We start from the raw sequence: 14,840 nt of genomic DNA on the forward strand, positions 1-14,840 counted from the left end.
CGCAGGCAATGTCCTTGTTGAGCATTTTCGATATCGCCGGTTCGGCGCTGAGCGCGCAGTCACAGCGCATGAACGTGGCAGCCAGCAACATGGCCAACGCCGACAGCGTGGTCGGTCCCGACGGCCAGCCGTACCGGGCCCGCCAGGTGGTGTTCCAGGTCAACCCGCCGGCCGGCCAGGCGCAGGGCCGCGAGATCGGTGGCGTGCGCGTGGCCGGGGTGGTGGTGGACCAGTCCCCGCTCAAGCAGGTCTACGACCCCAAGCATCCGATGGCCGACGCGCAGGGCTACGTCAGCATGCCCAACGTCGATCCCGTCGCCGAAACCGTCAACATGATCGCGGCGTCGCGTTCGTACCAGGCCAACGTCGAGGTGCTGAACACCGCCAAGAGCCTGATGCAGAAAACCCTCACCATCGGCCAATCCTGACCCGCCTGATTCCGCGCGCCGCGCCGCCCGCGCGGAAGTTTTTGAAGAAGTGAAACCATGACCACCGTCGACCAATCCACGAGCAAGACCGGCCTGGGCCTGGCGCAAAGCGGCGCCAACGGCACCAGCACCGCCCAGGGCCTGCAGGATCAGTTCCTGAAGCTGCTGGTCACGCAGCTCAAGAACCAGGATCCGCTGAACCCGATGCAGAACGCCGAGCTGACCTCGCAGCTGGCGCAGATCTCCACGGTGGAAGGCATCACCAACCTCAAGAACACCATGCTGGCCATCAGCGGCCAGATCGACGTGTCGCAGTCCATGAACGCGGTCGCGATGATCGGCAAGGGCGTGCTGGTTCCCGGTTCGAACGTCAAGGTCGGCGTGGATGCCGAGCATCCCTCCGAGCGCGTGGTCACGCCCTACGGCATCGACCTGCAGAAGGATGCCGCCAAGGTCCAGGTGCGCATCTCCGACGCCAACGGCCAGGTCGTGCGCACCATCGAGCTGGGCGAGCAGAAGGCCGGCGTGTACACGCTGGACTGGGACGGCAAGAACGACGCCGGCGCGGCGCTGGAAGCGGGCGCCTACACCGTGTCCGTCCTGGCCACGGATGGCGACGACAAGAAGGTGGCCGCCGAAGTGCTGAAGTACGGCAAGGTCAAGAGCGTGGCTTACTCCACCAACGGCCTGCGTCTGGATATGGGCCTGGATGGCCAGACCAGCATGCTGGATGTGCGCAAGGTGATCGGCTGAGGCCAGCCGGTTTGATTATCAGCCGGCGCCACGGCGGCGGTTTCCCCCTTAAAGATTAGCGAGAGAGAACATGGGTTTCGGACAAGGATTGAGCGGCCTGAACGCCGCGGCGCAGAACCTGGACGTCATCGGCAACAACATCGCCAACTCGGGCACCGTCGGCTTCAAGTCGTCGACCGCGTCGTTCGCGGACGTCTACGCCAGCTCGCGCGTCGGCCTGGGCACCAAGGTGTCGGCGATCACCCAGCGCTTCACGGTGGGCACGGTCAACGGCGGCGGCGGCGAATATGACATCGCCATCGATGGCGCCAAGGGCATGTTCCGCGTCACCGACCAGAGCGGCGCCGTGATGTACACCCGCAACGGCGAGTTCCTGGTCGACAAGAACAACTTCATCGTCAACGCGCAGGGCTATCGCCTGACGGGCTACCCCAACGGCGGCATCGGCGCCAACCCGGTCGAGCTGCAGTTGCCGACCGCCAACGTGGCGCCCAAGGCCACCTCCACCGCCACCACCGTGGCGAACCTGGACGCCAACGCCAAGGTCATCTACCAGGTCGACACCGTGACGTCGCCGGCCGTGCCCGGCTCCGTGACACTTGGCGGCACCGCCTACACCTTCACCAAGGCGCCCGGCGGCGCGATCACCTGGACCCCGGGCAACCCGCCGGCGGCCACCTACGGCACCGCGCCCAATACCGTCACCATCGACGGCACCGGCCAGGTCACCGCCGGCAACCTGAACGTCATCCCCGGCTTCGTCGACTACACGGCCGCCGTGACCGAAGTCGGCAAGCCGTTCGACCCCAAGGTTCCCGGCAGCTACACCAACGCCTCGCCCATGACGGTCTACGACTCGCTGGGCAACTCGCACCAGGTGATGCAGTACTTCGCCAAGCGCGCCGCCGATGCCGCCGGCAACAGCGTCTACGACGTCTACTACACGATCGACGGCCAGGCCATGGCGCCGACCACCGAAGCGGCCGGCGTGTGGGGCAACCCGACCCAGTTCACGTTCAACAAGGCCGGCGTGATGACCAGCGCCGCCACGGTCAACCTGTCGTTCGCGACGCCGGGCGGTGGCACCACCCCGGCCGATCCGCTGGCGGTCGCCGTGAACTACACCGGCACCACGCAGTACGGCAGCGCCTATGCGCTCAAGGCCCAGCCGGACGGCTACACCTCGGGCGAGTTCCGCGGCATCAACATCGGCGCCGACGGCAGCCTGGTGGCCAGCTACACCAACGGCGAGACCTCGATCGTCGGCACCATCGTGCTGGCCGACTTCGCCAACCTCCAGGGCCTGCAGCCGGTGGGCAACAACGCCTGGAAGGAAACCGCCTCGTCGGGCCAGCCGATCCTGGGCCAGCCGGGCAGCAACGGCATGTCCAAGGTGGTGGGCCAGGCGACCGAAGCCTCGAACGTCGACATGAGCAAGGAGCTGGTCAACATGATCATCGCCCAGCGCACCTACCAGGCCAACTCGCAGACCATCAAGACGCAGGACGAGATCATGCAAGTCCTGATGAACCTGAAGTAATGGCTGACGGGCACGCGACGACACCGACGGAATAGGCAATGGATCGAATCATCTACACCGCCATGAATGGCGCAGCGCGGATCACGGAGCACCAGGCCGCGCTCTCCAACAACATGGCCAACGTGAACACGCCGGGCTTTCGCGAGCAGATCGCGTTGTACCGGTCGGTTCCGGTGAACGACGGCGTGAGCCTGCCGACGCGTGTTTCGACGGTGGCGTCGACGCCCCGCAACAACTTTGAAATGGGCAACATGCAGACCACGGGCCGCGACCTGGACGTGGCCCTGGCCAGTTCCAACGGCTGGATCGCCGTGCAGACCCCGCAAGGCGAGGCCTACACCCGCGCCGGCAGCCTGCAGGTGGGCATCAACGGCCTGCTGCAGACCTCGCTGGGCCAGCCCGTGATGTCCGACCAGAACGGCATCATCGACGTGCCCGACCAGGCGGCGCTGACGATCACCTCGGATGGCACCATCACCGCCATCGGCGCCGGCGATGCCCCCAACAACATCCTCAACCTGGGTCGCATCAAGCTCGCCAACCCGCCGGAAGCGCAACTGGTGCACGGCGACGACGGCGTGTTCCGCCTGGCGCCGGTCAACGGCCAGCCGGCCCCGCCGGCCCCCGCTGATCCCAGCCTGCGGGTGTTGTCCGGCGTGCTGGAAGGCAGCAACACCAATCCCATGGCGGCGATGGTGGGCATGATCGAGAACGCCCGCCGCTTCGAGCAGCAGATGCAGGTGGTGCAGCAGGCGGACCGCAACGCCGAGCGCGCCAACGGCATTCTCTCGGTTTCCTGATCCGGTCAGCCGATCCGAACCCAATAATTTTCGCGCGCGGCCGGGCCGCCGCACCAGGAGTACTTCATCATGATGCGTTCGCTGTGGATTGCCAAGACGGGCCTGGAAGGTCAACAGACCTCGATGGACGTGATTTCCAACAACTTGGCCAACGTCGCGACCAACGGCTTCAAGCGCGGTCGCGCCGTGTTCCAGGACCTGATGTACCAGACGCTGCGCCAGCCTGGCGCCCAGGTCGGCGACGCCACGCAGTTGCCGTCGGGCCTGCAGTTGGGCACCGGCGCCCGCGTGGCCGCCACCGAGCGCATCCACACCACCGGCGGCCTGAACAACACCGGCGGCGAGCTGGACGTGGCGATCAATGGCCGCGGCTTCCTGCAGGTCGAACTGCCGGACGGCACCCAGGCCTATACCCGCGACGGCGCGCTGCAACGCGACCAGAACGGCCAGTTGACCACGGTCAGCGGCTACGTGATCCAGCCCCCCATGAACGTGCCCGACAATGCCCTGTCGATCTCCATCGGCAAGGACGGCATTGTCTCGGTGACGCAGCCCGGCGCGGCCGGCGTCAACGTGCAGATCGGCCAGTTGCAGATCGCCACTTTCATCAACCCGACCGGCTTGCAGAGCGTCGGCGAGAACCTGTACCTGGAAACCGATGCCTCCGGTCCGGCGAACCTGCTTCAGCCGGGTGTCGACGGCGCCGGCACGTTCATGCAGAACTACGTCGAGACATCCAACGTGAACGTGGCCGAGGAACTGGTCAACATGATCACGACCCAGCGCGCCTACGAAATGAACAGCAAAGCCGTCAAGACCTCGGACGAAATGCTGGCCCGCCTGACTCAACTGTGATGCCTATGTCGTCTGTCCTGCGTCTGGTTTCGTGTGCGGCCCTGGCGTTGCTGGTGGCCGGTTGCGCCATGATCCCGCCCGAGCCCATCGTGACGGGGCCGACGACGGCCGCGCCGCCGCCGCCGCCGATGCCCACGGCGCAGCCCACGGGCTCGATCTACCAGCCGACGACTTACGGCAACTACCCCCTGTTCGAGGATCGCCGGCCGCGCAACGTCGGCGACATCGTCACCATCGTCCTGAACGAGAAGACCAACGCCTCCAAGAACGTCGCGACCAACACCAACCGCAGCGGCAATGCCAGCCTGGGCATCGCCGCCGCGCCGTCGTTCATGGATAGCTGGGCCAATGCCAACCTGAACACCGACGCCAAGGGCGGCAACGTGTCGCAGGGCAAGGGCGACAGCACGGCCAACAACGCCTTCACCGGCACCATCACCACCACGGTGGTGGGGGTGATGTCCAACGGCAACCTGCAAGTGGCCGGCGAAAAGCAGATCGCCATCAACCGGGGCAGCGAGTACGTGCGCTTCTCGGGGGTGGTCGATCCCCGCTCGATCACCGGCACGAACACCGTGTCGTCTACCCAGGTAGCCGACGCCCGCATCGAATACCGCAGCAAGGGCGTCATGGATGAGGTCCAGACCATGGGCTGGCTGCAACGCTTCTTCCTGATCGCCTCGCCGTTCTGACCATGAAACAACCCACTCCGATTTCCGCCATGTTGTCCCTGCTGGCGCGCGTCTGTGTCGCGGCGGGGCTGCTGGCCGGCGCCTCGGCGGCGCATGCCGAGCGGCTCAAGGACCTGGCATCCATCCAGGGTGTGCGTGGCAACCAGTTGATCGGCTATGGCCTGGTGGTGGGTCTGGACGGCAGCGGTGACCAGGTGCGCCAGACGCCGTTCACGCAGCAGAGCCTGACCAACATGCTGTCGCAACTGGGCATCACCGTTCCCGCCGGCAGCAACATGCAGCTCAAGAACGTGGCGGCGGTCATGGTCACCACGACCCTGCCGGCGTTCGCCCGTCCGGGCCAGACGCTCGACGTGGTGGTGTCCTCCATGGGCAACGCCAAAAGCCTGCGCGGCGGCACGCTGCTGATGACGCCGCTCAAGGGCGCCGACAGCCAGGTCTATGCGATCGCCCAGGGCAACATCCTGGTCGGCGGCGCCGGCGCCTCGGCCGGCGGTTCCAGTGTGCAGATCAACCAGCTCAACGGCGGCCGCATCAGCGGCGGCGCCATCGTCGAGCGCGGGGTGCCGACCACCTTCGCCCGCGACGGTTACATCTACCTGGAAATGAACAACACCGACTTCGGCACCGCCCAGAACGTGGTGGCGGCGCTGAACCGCAAGTTCGGGCAGGGCACGGCCACGGCGCTGGACGGCCGCGTGGTGCAGGTGCGCAGCCCGATGGAACAATCGGCGCAGGCGCGCTTCCTGTCGCAGGTCGAGGACCTCCAGGTGGCGCGCGCGCCGACCGTGGCCAAGGTCATCATCAACGCCCGCACCGGCTCGGTGGTCATGAACCGCACGGTCATGATCGAGGAAGCCGCCGTGGCGCACGGCAACCTGTCGGTCATCATCAACCGCCAGAACCAGGTGTCGCAACCGGATACGCCGTTCACCGAGGGGCAGACCGTGGTGGTGCCCAACACCCAGATCGAGGTGCGCCAGGAAAACGGTTCGCTGCAGCGCGTGAGCACCAGCGCCAACCTGGCTGACGTGGTCAAGGGCCTGAACGCCCTGGGCGCCACGCCGCAGGACCTGCTGGCGATCCTGCAGGCCATGAAGAGCGCCGGCGCCCTGCGCGCCGAGCTGGAAATCATCTGACCGCCATGGGTTACACCAACACCTCCGCGGCCCTGGGCAGTCGCCAGGATTCCGTGTTCGACATGGGGCGCCTGTCGGATCTGAAGCGCGATGTGACGAAGGACCCAGCCAATCCCGGCACCGAGCAGCAGAAGCAGGTGGCCAAGCAGTTCGAGGCCCTGTTCCTGCAGATGATGCTCAAGCGGATGCGCGAGGCAACGCCCAAGGAAGGGCTGTTCGACTCGCAGCAGACCCAGATGCTGCAATCCATGGCCGACGAGCAACTGGCGCTGCACCTGGCCACGCCGGGCATCGGCCTGTCGCAATCGATCCTGGCGCAGATGCAGCAGGGCAAGCCCGGCGACCTGCCGGCCGAGGCCGTGCAACGCCTGGGGCAGGGCACCGACCTGGATTTCCAGACGGGCGGCTCGCGCCAGGTGTCGGCGCTGATGGACGTGATGCGCAACAACCGCGCCAGCGACCGCGCCCTGGCGGCGGCCGAGGGCGCGCCCGAGCACGTCATCAATTTCGTGTCGAAGATGTCGCGCGCGGCCACCCTGGCCTCGCAGCAGAGCGGCGTGCCGGCCCGTCTCATCATGGGCCAGGCGGCCCTGGAGTCCGGCTGGGGCCAGCGCGAGATCAAGCACGAGGACGGGCGCACCAGCTACAACCTGTTCGGCATCAAGGCGGGGCCGAGCTGGAAGGGCAAGGTCGTCAATGTGCTGACCACCGAATACGAAGGCGGCGTGGCGAAAAAGGTGACGCAACCCTTCCGGGCCTACTCGTCCTACGAGGAATCGTTCGCCGACTACGCCCGCCTGATCGGCACCAGCCCGCGCTACGAGAGCGTGACGCAGGCGCGCAACGAAATCGAGGCGGCCCGCCGCATCCAGAGTTCCGGCTACGCCACCGACCCGCAGTACGCGCAGAAATTGATCGGCGTCATGAGCCAGTTGCGGGGCGCGGCCGCCAAGGTCGATATTTCGCGTCAGATGTTGGAAGGACTCTAAATTTGGACTACCTGCTGCCGTTAATCGGGTATCCAGAAATATCAGTCGCGGTTACATACGGGGCATTGTCAGCATGAATCTGTACAAATTGGCATTGGGCGGGCTGAACGCGTCCCAGGCGGGCCTGGCAACCACCGGCCACAACATCAACAATGCCACCACGGTCGGTTACAACCGCCAGCGCGTCATGATCTCGACCGCCGGCGCCCAGGCCACCAGCAATGGCTTCATCGGTCGCGGCGTCCAGGTGGACACCGTGGTGCGCAGCTACGACAGCTTCCTGTACAAGCAGCTCGTCGGCGCGCAGGGCAGCAGCGCCCAGCTTCAGACCCAGTTCGACCAGATTTCCCAGGTCAACAACCTGTTCGCCGACCGCACCGTGGGCATCGCCCCGGGCCTGTCGAATTTCTTCACCAGCATGAACACGGTGGCCAGCAAGCCGGCGGATCCCGCCGCGCGCCAGGACTTGCTGGGCAAGGCCAACAGCCTGACCACCCAGATCCGCTCGGCCTACCAGGAAATGCAGAACCAGCGCCTGGGCCTGAACACGCAGATCTCGACCACCGTCGACCAGGTCAACAGCTACCTGACCCGCATCGACGACCTGAACAACCAGATCTCCACCGCCCGCGCCAAGGCTGGCGGCAATCCGCCCAACGACCTGCTGGACCAGCGCGACCAGGCCGTGTCGGAATTGAACCAACTGATCGGCATCACGACCTACGAGCAGGGCGACAAGCTCAACATTTCGCTGGCCTCGGGCGGCCAGGCGCTGCTGTCGGGCAACACCATCTATCCGCTGCAGGCCGTGGCGTCCGCCAAGGACGTCAGCCGCACCGTCGTCGCCTACACGCTGCCGGCTGGCTCGGGCGGCAAGACCGTATCGGTCGAGCTGAACGACGCCGACGTCACCGGCGGCAAGCTGGGCGGCCTGCTGCAGTTCCGCGCCTCGTCGCTGGACGTCATGCAGGCCCAGTTGGGCCAGATGGCCGTCGGCCTGGCGATGTCGTTCAACGAGCAGCACCGCCAGGGCCTGGACACCGCCGGCAACCCGGGCACGGACTTCTTCAGCATCGGCTCGCCGCAAGGCGTGCCGAACGCCGCCAACAAGAGCGGCGCGCAGATCAGCGGCACGTTCACCGACGTGAACAACATCAATGCCAAAGACTACGAAATCAGCTTCGACGGCGCCAACTACCGCGTGACGCGCCTGCCCGAAGGCACCCAGGTGTACAACGGCCCGGCAACCGGCACCCCGCCCACCGCCACGCTGGACCTGAGTGCTGAAATGGGCGTCACGCTGACGATCGACTCGCCGCCGCAAGCCGGCGACAAGTGGTCGCTGTCGCCCACGCGCGACGCCGCCCGTGACATCAACGTGCTGATCACCGATCCGGAAAAGGTCGCCGCGGCAGACGCTGCCGGTGGTGACGCCAACGGCAAGAACGCACTGGCGCTGGCGCAACTGCAGACCAAGAAGGTGCTGGGCCACGGCACGATGAGCATCAACGAGATGTTCTCGCAGGTGGTCAACACCGTTGGTGTGCAGACCGCGCAGATCAAGTCGGCCAACACCGCCCAGTCCAACCTCGTCGCCCAGAAGCTCGAGGCCCAGCAGGCGGTGTCGGGCGTCAACCTGAACGAAGAATACGTGAGCCTGTCGCTCTACCAGGAGCAATACCAGGCCAGCGCCCGCATCATCGACGTCGCCAGCACGCTGTTCGATACGCTGCTGGGCCTGCGCGGCTGATCGGATCGTTGACATCGTGACCCATCAAGACAAATTCGGAGTATCCCCATGCGCCTGAGCACCTCCATGATGTACTCGAACGGACTCAAGGGCGTCCTCGCTCAGGAATCCGACATGAACCGCCTGGTCGAACAGGTCGGCAGCGGCAAGAAGTTCCTGACGCCGGCGGATGATCCGCTGGCCGCCTCGTTGTCGATCAACGTGGCGCAGACGCAGAGCATGAACGCGACGTACCAGCTCAACCGCAACACCGCCAAGACCAACCTGTCCCAGGAAAACAACGTCCTGGATTCGATCACGACGGCGCTGGCCGACGTGCGCACCCGCGTGGTGCAGGCCGGTAACGGCACCTTCGCCGACAGCGATCGCCAGGCCTTGTCCACCGCGCTGAAAAATGCCCGCGACGCATTGCTGGGCCTGGCCAACAGCACCGATGGCAATGGCCAGTACCTGTTCTCCGGCTACCAGGGCGGCGTCATCCCCTACGCCCAGGACGCCACTGGCAAGATCGTCTACAGCGGCGCCACCGGCGAGCGCACAGTGCAGGTCGACCAGTCGCGCCAGATGTCCACCAGCGACATCGGCAGCGACATCTTCAATCGCGCCAATCCGGGTTCGCAGGCCTACGTCAGCACGGCAGCCGCGCACAACACGGGCACCGCGCAGTTCAGCACCGTGTCGGTGACGCCGGGCAGCCCCAACATCGGCAAGAATTTCAGCCTGCAGTTCGAGTCGGATCCGGCCACGGGCAACATGGGCTATCGCGTCATCACGACCGATCCCAACGCCAATCCGCCGGTGCCGCCGGTTACCACGCCCGCGCCGCCGGCCGCCCCGACCGCGTACACGCCGGATGCATCGATCGACTTCGGCGGTGTCTCGGTCGTGGTCAAGGGAACGCCGCAGAACGGCGACGTGATCGACGTGCAAAGCGTGCAGTCCGCCGACGTCGACATCTTCAACACCCTGGACAGCCTTATCAAGACGCTGGACTCGCCGATCGCCGGCGACCCCGTGGCGCTGGCCAAGCTGAACAACGAACTGGCCACCGCGAACAAGAAGCTGTCTACCAACTACGACAACGTGCAGACCGTGGCCGCGTCCGTCGGCGCTCGCATGAACGAACTGGAGGCGTTGGACGCCACCGGTACGCAGAAGGGCCTGTCGTACTCGAAGTCGCTGTCCGACCTCGAAGACCTCGACTACTACTCGGGCGCCAGCCAGTTGGCCTTGCGGCAGGTGGCTTTGCAGGCGGCGTCGGCGGCCTTCATGACGATCCAGGGGTCGAGTCTTTTCAGCCGCAAATAATGCGGTGAGTCCATAGGCCGTGCCCGATGGCGGGCTCGGCATGTTGCGCCCTTACGGACGCTTCCGGTGGTATGCCGGAGCGTCCGTGTGTGCGTACAGGGTAGGAATTTTGTCGTTTCACACGCTTAACGCTCGGATATTTCATGCTTGTCAATTTGAAAGTTCGCACCTGCATCATCCTGGTGCTGTTGCTCTTCACGGGTGCCATGTTCGCATCCAATGGCGTGGCCTGGATGGGATTGAATTCCAGCAATGACAAGCTGGACCAGATCAACGCGGCCTACACCGACCAGGCGGTGCCGCTGACTCGTGCCTATACCGTCTTCCTGCGCGCGCGCCTGCTGTTGTCCACCTCGTTGATGGACATGCAGCAGGGCAAGACCGAACAGGCGACCGCCCAGGCCAAGCGTTCCGAAGGCCTGATGCAGGATGCCTTCAAGATGATGGACGAGTTCCGCAAGGCGCCCCAGTTGCCGGGCACGGAAGCCCTGGGGCAGGCGGTCGACGTCGCGCTCAAGGAATACGACGCAGTGCTCAAGGGCCAGGCCAAGGCCCTGGCGAACATGGCGATCCAGGATTACCTGAATCTCAACGACGCCGCCAGCAACGTCAACACCAAGTTCCGCGAAGCCGTCGAAAAGTACCTGGACTTCGTCGACAAACGCACTGATGAGTTGGCGGCGCAAGCCCAGGTGGACCACAACATCTCGCGCAGTGTCACGATCGCGCTGCTCGTTATCGCGGCGCTGCTGGCGATCGGCTGTTGGATCTTCATCAATCGCACGGTGCTGCGCCCCTTGCACGAGGCGGGTGATCATTTCGAGAAGATTGCCGGCGGCGATTTCACCGGCCGCATCGATGTGCGCAGCACCAACGAGATCGGCCAGATGTTCGGCGCCGTCAAGCGCATGCAGGAGAGCCTGACGCGCACGGTGGCCACGGTGCGCCGTGGCGTTGACGAGATCAACGTCGGCTCGCGCGAGATCTCGGCCGGCAACACCGACCTGTCCAGCCGCACCGAACAGCAGGCGGCTTCGCTGGAAGAGACCGCGGCCTCGATGGAGCAGTTGGCCTCGACGGTCAAGCAGAACGCCGACAACGCGCGCCAGGCCAACCAGTTGGCGGCCAGCGCGTCGGACGTGGCCGAGCGCGGCGGTTCGGCGGTGGCCGAAGTGGTCAACACGATGCAGGGCATCTCGGCCAGTTCGCGCAAGATCTCCGAGATCGTGTCGGTGATCGACGGCATCGCCTTCCAGACCAACATCCTGGCGCTGAACGCGGCGGTGGAAGCGGCCCGTGCCGGCGAGCAGGGCAAGGGCTTTGCGGTGGTGGCGGGCGAAGTGCGCTCGCTGGCGCAGCGCAGCGCGCAGGCGGCCAAGGAAATCAAGGGCCTGATCGAGGACTCGGTGACCAAGGTTGGCGCGGGTTCGCAGCAGGTCGAACGGGCAGGCGCGACGATGCAGGAGATCGTGGCGTCGGTCAAGCGCGTGACGGACATCATGGGCGAGATCTCGGCGGCGTCCGAGGAGCAGTCCAGCGGCATCGACCAGGTGAACCGCGCGGTGTCGCAGATGGACGAAGTGACGCAGCAGAACGCGGCGCTGGTGGAAGAAGCGGCGGCCGCGGCCGGCTCGCTGCAGGAACAGGCGCAGCGCCTGGCCGAGGCGGTGGCCGTGTTCAAGATCAACGCTGGCGACGTGATCGAGGTGCCGGCGCGCCAGTTGGCGCAGCAGCACAGCGCCCCGCGTGTGTCGGCGCCGAAGGAAGAAAACGCGCCTGCGGCAGCGGCTCCGGCCGTGGCTGCGCCGGCCGCGAGGCCGGAAGCGGCGGCTGAACCGGCCCAGCGTGCGGCCAAGCCCGCCGCCGCGCCGGCGCCGCGCCTGGCCCAGCCGGCCCGCGCCCGGCCCACCCCGAATAGCGGCGCCACCGCGGCGCGTCCGCTGCGACGCCCGGTCGTCAAGACCAGCGACGCCACCGACGTCAAGGCGGTCAAGCCGGTCCCGGCATCCTCGCGCCGAGCGCCGCCGGCGGATGACGATTGGGAATCCTTCTGACGGCGTGTTCGGCCAAGGTTTTTTGTTGCATTGAATAGGTAGTAGAAAACACATCCCTTTTACGACGGGGCGACGTCAACATGTCGCCTCGGCGGTTACCGGAAATATCGGAAAATGTTAAGCAATCTGAAGGTGCGCACGGGTTTGATGCTTGCCCAATTGGCAGTCGCCGTGGCCGCGCTGGTTGCCATCGCCCTGGGTTGGAACAGCATGCGATCCAACGCCGAAGCGATCAACGCTTTGGATAGCCTCAGCGTCCAGCAGAGCAATCTGGTCAAGGACTCTTATGTGCAGATGCTGCGCGCCACCATCCGCGCGGACATCGCCGCGGCCCAGCGCGCCGCCGGCGACAAGGCGGGCGCGGCCGAGAACACCCGCATCGTCCAGCAGTTGCTGACCGACGGCAAGGCCAAGCTCGAGAAGTTCAAGGCGATTCCAAAGACCACCGATATCGGCCGCGCCGCCGAAGGCCAACTGCTGGCCTCGTTCAACGGCTTTGCCGAAGGCCTGCAGGCCATGCTGGGCGCGCTGGACCGGGGGGACAACGCCGAATACCTGAACCTGAAGAACACCAAGACCGCCGCGGCCAGCGGCGCGTTTTCCAAGCAGTTGACCGAATTCGCGACCGCGATCACCACCTATAGCGAAGAGCGGGTGGCGGCGTCGCGCTCGGAGGGCGCGGTCATGGCGTATGTCTACCTCGCGCTGGTCCTGGTAATCCTGGCCGTGTCGCTGGGCGCCTTCCTGTTCATGAACCGCGTCGTGCTGCGGCCGCTGCGGGCCGTCGGCGAGAGCTTTGACCGGATCGCCGGCGGCGACCTGACCACTCGCGTCGAGGTGCAATCGACCAACGAGATCGGCGCCCTGATGGCGGCGGTCAAGCGCATGCAGGAAAGCCTGGCGCGCACGGTGTCGACCGTGCGCCGTGGCGTCGACGAGATCAACGTTGGCTCGCGCGAGATCTCGGCCGGCAACACCGACCTGTCCAGCCGCACGGAAGAGCAGGCGGCTTCGCTGGAAGAGACCGCCGCTTCGATGGAAGAACTTGCCTCGACGGTCAAGCAGAACGCCGACAATGCGCGCCAGGCCAACCAGTTGGCGGCCAGCGCGTCGGACGTGGCCGAGCGCGGCGGTTCGGCGGTGGCCGAAGTGGTCAACACGATGCAGGGCATCTCGGCCAGTTCGCGCAAGATCTCCGAGATCGTGTCGGTGATCGACGGCATCGCCTTCCAGACCAACATCCTGGCGCTGAACGCGGCGGTGGAAGCGGCCCGTGCCGGCGAGCAGGGCAAGGGCTTTGCGGTGGTGGCGGGCGAAGTGCGCTCGCTGGCGCAGCGCAGCGCGCAGGCGGCCAAGGAAATCAAGGGCCTGATCGAGGACTCGGTGAGCAAGGTTGGCGCGGGTTCGCAGCAGGTCGAACGGGCGGGCGCGACGATGCAGGAGATCGTGGCGTCGGTCAAGCGCGTGACGGACATCATGGGCGAGATCTCGGCGGCGTCCGAGGAGCAGTCCAGCGGCATCGACCAGGTCAATCGCGCGGTTTCGCAGATGGACGAGGTGACGCAGCAGAACGCGGCGCTGGTGGAAGAAGCGGCGGCCGCGGCCGGCTCGCTGCAGGAACAGGCGCAGCGCCTGGCCGAAGCGGTGGCCGTGTTCAAGATCAACGCCGGCGACGTGATCGAGGTGCCGGCGCGCCAGTTGGCGCAGCAGCGCAGCGCCCCGCGCGTGGTTGCGCCGACGGTCGAGGAAACGGCGCCCGCGCAACAGAAAGCTGCGGCGCCCGTCGAGCCGGCGCCGCGCCAGGCCGCGCCGGCTGTCCGCCTGACGCACACCGCGCCGCGCGCCAAGCCGGCGTCCGGGGCGGAGGCGGCGAGCGCGGCGCGTCCGCTGCGCCGTCCGGCGCCGCGCGCCGCCACGGCCACGGCCGCGGCAAACGACGCCAAACCGGCGACGCCGGCGGCGACCCGCCGCCAGGCGCCGGCAGACGATGACTGGGAATCTTTTTGACGCCGGCAATGACCGGTAAATGGGCAGGTATGCGAGGCTATCTACATCTTCTGGCGGCAGCGGCGATCACGGCATTGATCGTCGGCTGCTCGGCGACGGGCCACAATTTCGACCCCGGCAAGCTGTCGACCCTGACGCCGGGGCAGACGACGCTGGAAGAAGCCTCGCGGGCGCTCACCGCCCCGCCCGACAAGTTCTACAAGCAGACCGACGGCACCTTCCTCGCCCTCTGGTCCTTCAAGATCACGTTTGTCCCGGACGGCTTGTACAGCCGCAAGGAAGCGCTGCTGCAGTTCGGCCCCGACGGCCGCCTGATGCGCCTCGTGGACAGCACCAATATTCTGCTGGAACCCTGGGAACGCCAGAAGTTGCTGGGCCCCGCGCCTGTGCCTGACGTCAGTCAGGAATGGGCGCAGCAGCCCGCGCCGGAGGTCCAGGTGGAAACCATCGTCATACCGGGGCCGGCCGTCGTGTCGCCCGAGCCGATGCGCCAGGGCCGTTAGGTCCCGTTTTCGCGGAGAGCGT

At 66.2% G+C, this 14,840-nt stretch carries 13 protein-coding genes; all 13 read left to right on the forward strand.

Translation table 11 applies throughout. The annotated features are described in order from the left end of the window. Positions 1-8: 8 nt before the first annotated feature. The 13 genes from flgC to AAID08_RS11665 all read left to right on the forward strand — a co-directional run bounded on the left by flgC (position 9) and on the right by AAID08_RS11665 (position 14,818). Positions 9-428, forward strand: a complete 420-nt coding sequence (flgC, locus tag AAID08_RS11605) for a flagellar basal body rod protein FlgC (RefSeq protein ID WP_054504540.1) — start codon at positions 9-11, stop codon at positions 426-428. A gap of 57 nt (positions 429-485) precedes the next feature. Beyond that, positions 486-1,181, forward strand: a complete 696-nt coding sequence (locus AAID08_RS11610; protein ID WP_054504539.1) for a FlgD immunoglobulin-like domain containing protein — start codon at positions 486-488, stop codon at positions 1,179-1,181. Between the two features lie 70 nt (positions 1,182-1,251). Next, entirely contained in the window at positions 1,252-2,721 is a 1,470-nt protein-coding gene (locus tag AAID08_RS11615; RefSeq protein ID WP_054504538.1) for a flagellar hook-basal body complex protein, read from the forward strand. 38 nt (positions 2,722-2,759) lie between these two features. After that, the gene (locus tag AAID08_RS11620; RefSeq protein ID WP_054504537.1) at positions 2,760-3,521 is read left to right on the forward strand and encodes a flagellar basal body rod protein FlgF; all 762 of its coding nucleotides are present in this window, start codon (positions 2,760-2,762) and stop codon (positions 3,519-3,521) included. 69 nt (positions 3,522-3,590) lie between these two features. Beyond that, positions 3,591-4,376: a flagellar basal-body rod protein FlgG gene (gene flgG / locus AAID08_RS11625; protein WP_006385244.1), complete on the forward strand. Its 786-nt coding sequence runs from the start codon at positions 3,591-3,593 to the stop codon at positions 4,374-4,376. Further along, positions 4,376-5,068, forward strand: coding sequence for a flagellar basal body L-ring protein FlgH (locus AAID08_RS11630; RefSeq protein WP_054504536.1), 693 nt, complete (start codon positions 4,376-4,378; stop codon positions 5,066-5,068). Before flgG ends, AAID08_RS11630 begins: the two co-directional genes overlap by 1 nt. Positions 5,069-5,070: 2 nt before the next feature. Beyond that, a complete protein-coding gene (locus AAID08_RS11635) occupies positions 5,071-6,207 on the forward strand; it encodes a flagellar basal body P-ring protein FlgI (protein ID WP_054504535.1) in 1,137 nt (378 codons plus the stop codon). A 5-nt stretch (positions 6,208-6,212) separates the two neighbouring features. Continuing rightward, positions 6,213-7,196 (forward strand): flagellar assembly peptidoglycan hydrolase FlgJ, encoded by a 984-nt coding sequence (gene flgJ, locus AAID08_RS11640; RefSeq protein ID WP_054504534.1) that lies wholly within the window; start codon positions 6,213-6,215, stop codon positions 7,194-7,196. Between the two features lie 73 nt (positions 7,197-7,269). Beyond that, complete coding sequence (gene flgK / locus AAID08_RS11645) at positions 7,270-8,946, forward strand: flagellar hook-associated protein FlgK (RefSeq protein WP_054504533.1); 1,677 nt, start codon at positions 7,270-7,272, stop codon at positions 8,944-8,946. A 48-nt stretch (positions 8,947-8,994) separates the two neighbouring features. Continuing rightward, the gene (gene flgL / locus AAID08_RS11650) at positions 8,995-10,254 is read left to right on the forward strand and encodes a flagellar hook-associated protein FlgL (protein WP_054504532.1); all 1,260 of its coding nucleotides are present in this window, start codon (positions 8,995-8,997) and stop codon (positions 10,252-10,254) included. A gap of 143 nt (positions 10,255-10,397) precedes the next feature. Beyond that, positions 10,398-12,308: a methyl-accepting chemotaxis protein gene (locus AAID08_RS11655; RefSeq protein WP_395757657.1), complete on the forward strand. Its 1,911-nt coding sequence runs from the start codon at positions 10,398-10,400 to the stop codon at positions 12,306-12,308. Positions 12,309-12,422: 114 nt separating this feature from the next. Continuing rightward, positions 12,423-14,315, forward strand: a complete 1,893-nt coding sequence (locus tag AAID08_RS11660) for a methyl-accepting chemotaxis protein (RefSeq protein WP_395757658.1) — start codon at positions 12,423-12,425, stop codon at positions 14,313-14,315. 29 nt (positions 14,316-14,344) lie between these two features. Continuing rightward, the gene (locus tag AAID08_RS11665) at positions 14,345-14,818 is read left to right on the forward strand and encodes a hypothetical protein (RefSeq protein WP_054504566.1); all 474 of its coding nucleotides are present in this window, start codon (positions 14,345-14,347) and stop codon (positions 14,816-14,818) included. The last annotated feature ends 22 nt before the right edge of the window (positions 14,819-14,840 follow it).

Origin of the sequence: Achromobacter sp. EB05 (assembly GCF_044232075.1) — a bacterium.
Lineage (GTDB): Bacteria > Pseudomonadota > Gammaproteobacteria > Burkholderiales > Burkholderiaceae_B > Achromobacter > Achromobacter dolens.

Coding starts and splice junctions, on each gene's coding strand:
- flgL (WP_054504532.1), top strand. CDS start 8,995: ATGCGCCTGAGCACCTCCATGATGTACTCGAACGGACTCAAGGGCGTC.
- flgK (WP_054504533.1), top strand. CDS start 7,270: ATGAATCTGTACAAATTGGCATTGGGCGGGCTGAACGCGTCCCAGGCG.
- flgC (WP_054504540.1), top strand. CDS start 9: ATGTCCTTGTTGAGCATTTTCGATATCGCCGGTTCGGCGCTGAGCGCG.
- AAID08_RS11610 (WP_054504539.1), top strand. CDS start 486: ATGACCACCGTCGACCAATCCACGAGCAAGACCGGCCTGGGCCTGGCG.
- AAID08_RS11655 (WP_395757657.1), top strand. CDS start 10,398: ATGCTTGTCAATTTGAAAGTTCGCACCTGCATCATCCTGGTGCTGTTG.
- AAID08_RS11665 (WP_054504566.1), top strand. CDS start 14,345: ATGCGAGGCTATCTACATCTTCTGGCGGCAGCGGCGATCACGGCATTG.
- AAID08_RS11620 (WP_054504537.1), top strand. CDS start 2,760: ATGGATCGAATCATCTACACCGCCATGAATGGCGCAGCGCGGATCACG.
- AAID08_RS11635 (WP_054504535.1), top strand. CDS start 5,071: ATGAAACAACCCACTCCGATTTCCGCCATGTTGTCCCTGCTGGCGCGC.
- flgG (WP_006385244.1), top strand. CDS start 3,591: ATGATGCGTTCGCTGTGGATTGCCAAGACGGGCCTGGAAGGTCAACAG.
- AAID08_RS11615 (WP_054504538.1), top strand. CDS start 1,252: ATGGGTTTCGGACAAGGATTGAGCGGCCTGAACGCCGCGGCGCAGAAC.
- AAID08_RS11660 (WP_395757658.1), top strand. CDS start 12,423: ATGTTAAGCAATCTGAAGGTGCGCACGGGTTTGATGCTTGCCCAATTG.
- AAID08_RS11630 (WP_054504536.1), top strand. CDS start 4,376: ATGCCTATGTCGTCTGTCCTGCGTCTGGTTTCGTGTGCGGCCCTGGCG.
- flgJ (WP_054504534.1), top strand. CDS start 6,213: ATGGGTTACACCAACACCTCCGCGGCCCTGGGCAGTCGCCAGGATTCC.